The organism is Paenisporosarcina sp. TG20, assembly GCF_000286315.1.
Classification (GTDB): Bacteria; Bacillota; Bacilli; order Bacillales_A; family Planococcaceae; genus Paenisporosarcina.
In genome coordinates, this window is record NZ_ALJG01000104.1 from 1 (window position 1) to 2,992 (window position 2,992).

Annotated in this window: 3 protein-coding genes; all 3 read right to left on the minus strand. The window is 37.3% G+C overall.

The features are described 5' to 3' along the window. Positions 1-9 precede the first annotated feature (9 nt). The 3 genes from B371_RS0100835 to msrB are packed head-to-tail and all read right to left on the minus strand — an operon-like array spanning position 10 to position 2,589. Complete coding sequence (locus B371_RS0100835) at positions 10-351, minus strand: hypothetical protein (protein ID WP_019412452.1); 342 nt, start codon at positions 349-351, stop codon at positions 10-12. After that, positions 335-1,459: an ABC transporter substrate-binding protein gene (locus B371_RS0100840; RefSeq protein WP_237721486.1), complete on the minus strand. Its 1,125-nt coding sequence runs from the start codon at positions 1,457-1,459 to the stop codon at positions 335-337. The genes B371_RS0100835 and B371_RS0100840 overlap by 17 nt, the downstream gene beginning before the upstream one ends. Before the next feature lie 14 nt (positions 1,460-1,473). Further along, a complete protein-coding gene (gene msrB / locus B371_RS0100845; protein WP_019412454.1) occupies positions 1,474-2,589 on the minus strand; it encodes a peptide-methionine (R)-S-oxide reductase MsrB in 1,116 nt (371 codons plus the stop codon). Positions 2,590-2,992 lie beyond the last annotated feature (403 nt).

Genomic DNA, 2,992 nt, shown 5'->3' on the forward strand with positions numbered 1-2,992 from the left:
TATTCATAATCAACACGCTTGGGCTAAAGCTAAAACATATACAGCCACGATGAAATGTGGGAAGTAAAAAGCGATTGATAATCGATCAATTGCTTTCCTCAAGGAGTTATTCAAATAAAATCCACGCACAATCCATACTCCTGAAGCGATACTCAGGATAGTCGCTATCACAGTGAGTACGAATGACCACAACAATCGATTAAGTGGTTCTAAATAGTCTTTCCAAGTTGGGTTTGGATGAACGATATCTAATAAGCGTACAATATCAACGACTAAAAGAGCTGCTGTAAGTAAACTAACAGACCCGATAACAATGATAATTAAACTTCCTATTTTATGGACGTACGACATAGTCTCTCCACTCTTTTTCAATCAATTGGATTATCTCAGCTGAAAAATCACTTTGGTTTGCCCACGTATTTAAATAGTGATCTCCTATTGACTCGTTAGATTGCAGTTGCTCTTGTTGCTCCATCGTTAATTGATCAAATGCTAATACAGACCCATCTCCCCATACATCACTTTTAAGTTTCTCAGCTTGCATAGGGAAACTAGTCAGTGCTTCAATGACTTGCAGAGCCTCATCTTTATTTGGAGAATTAAAAGGGATGGATAAATAATGCGCATTTGTTACAGCTTCCTCATTTAACGCGAACGTTCGCGTTAATTTATTAAACGTTCCATTTTCAATAAATGGGAGCGCACGTCTCTCATTGAAGCCCATCGTGAAATCCACATCATTACTGCTATACATTTGATCTAACTGTTGTAGATTTTTAGGATAATCTAATCCTTGACGCCACAAATAGGGTTTGATATCACGTAAGTACTCATAGGCTTTTTGTCGTTGCTCAATGGTAGGGTCACCATTTATTTGATTTGGGTTTAACACATAAATTAATTGGCGGATAAAGGCATTTCCTGTAAAGTCTGTAGCATCTGGATATGTGAACCTCTCTGGATTATTTTTAATCCACAACGTCATATCATCAATAGTTAATGGCGGTTTCGCAACACGGTCTGTATTTACTTGGATTGCAAATGAGGTTTTCCCCCATGGGACCTCTAACCCTTCTATCGGCTCTCCGCTATCAGTTTCTAACAAAACTTGTTCGAAACGTTGTGTATTTTCAAATTCAGTTAATAAATCTCCTGAGAGCAACTCATTATCTTTTCCTTGTTTAAAAGCAGCCCCATTTATCCAAATTAGATCAATTGACCCTTCTTTTCGATCAACTGATTTTTCATTTTGTAGTTTACTAATAAAATCATTCGTTTCCATAGCAACCCGCTTTAATTCAATATCGTATTGTTTTAATACATAGGGAGCGACGGTTTGATCAATATACATATTAATATTTTCATCGCCTCCCCACATGTAAAATTGAACAGGCTCCCTTTCATTTCCACATCCAACTAGGAATAGAAGTAGTAGGGATAATCCTATATTTTTTTTCAAGACAATCCCAACTTTCAATTATTAGCTGTTTCATTAAATAAACTTACATATTCGCCGTATCCATTTTCTTCAAGTTCGGCTTTAGGAATAAATTTCAATGAGGCGGAATTCAGACAATACCGTAATCCCGTTGGCTCTGGTCCATCATCAAACAGATGACCTAAGTGCGAATTACCATGTCGACTTCTTACTTCCGTCCGCTTCATTCCGAGCGTACTGTCTTCAATCTCAATCACGTTTGCTGGTTCTAATGGTTGTGTAAAGCTAGGCCAACCGGTTTTAGAATCAAATTTATCGAGTGAACTAAATAAAGGTTCACCAGAAATGATGTCGACATAAATACCATCTTCATAGTTTTTATCGTACTCATTGTCAAATGGCGGTTCTGTTCCTTCATTCTGTGTCACTTCAAATTGAATGTCCGTCAACATATCTCGCAACTCTTGTTCACTGTATTTTTTATATGATTGTATATCAAGAGTAGGTTGATTTTCCCAAGTTTCTTCTATGAATTGATTGCGACCTGAGTTCCCACGATAGTATTCATAGCGGCTCTCGTTTTTTAAATAATAATCTTGATGATATTCTTCCGCTTCGTAAAATGTCATAGCTTCTCGAATAGGTGTAACAATTTCCCCGTCAAAAATATCACTATCTTGTATTTTTTGCTTGGATGCTTCCGCTATTTCTTGTTGTTCTTCATTTGTATAAAATATAGCTGTGGCATATTGTTTCCCACGATCGACAAACTGACCATCAGCATCTGTTGGGTCTACTTGACGCCAAAAAACATCAAGTAATTGTTCATATGAAATAATGTTTGGATCAAATGTAATTATTACTGATTCTAAATGGTCTGTGTTTCCTGATGCTACGTCATTATAGGCAGGATTTACTTCCTCACCACCTGTATATCCAGAAACAACAGATTCAACACCTATTAATTTTTCAAAAGGAGGCTCCATACACCAGAAACATCCACCTGCAAAAATGGCTGTTTGTTCATGATTATACGAAACTGGCTCACTACCATTCGATTTTGCATTCTGATAATTCATAAATAGAACCAAGCCAATAACTAGCACAATTCCAACCAGGGCAAGGAGAATCCATTTAATTTTAAATTTCATCAGCGCCACTCTCCAATCAATTTCTTTCTATTATTTCATATCAAGATAGCATAATGCACCTTAGATGTTTGTAAGATGCGTTACATTAAATCATCACAACATTGGTTCGGTTAGTTTTAATGCGGCTTTACATCTCCTAAACAAAGGCTATCTAATAAGTTATAAGAAAAACCGGGCAAACTGTATCCCCTTATGTTTTCGGGTTGCTTTGGACGGTAAACATACTGCAACATTACCCCAAGAATAAAAGGGATGGAGCGAAGTTTTACTTCGCTCCATCCCTTTCTTACAGGCAATCCTGCGGCTGGTTTTCTTCCGACGCGCCCCTTCAACCAATGGGCATTTCATATTTTTGATTTGGGTTGACGTCCGAAAAGACACTGATTTTATACAGAGGGGCGGC

Coding starts and splice junctions, on each gene's coding strand:
- B371_RS0100835 (WP_019412452.1), bottom strand. CDS start 351: ATGTCGTACGTCCATAAAATAGGAAGTTTAATTATCATTGTTATCGGG.
- msrB (WP_019412454.1), bottom strand. CDS start 2,589: ATGAAATTTAAAATTAAATGGATTCTCCTTGCCCTGGTTGGAATTGTG.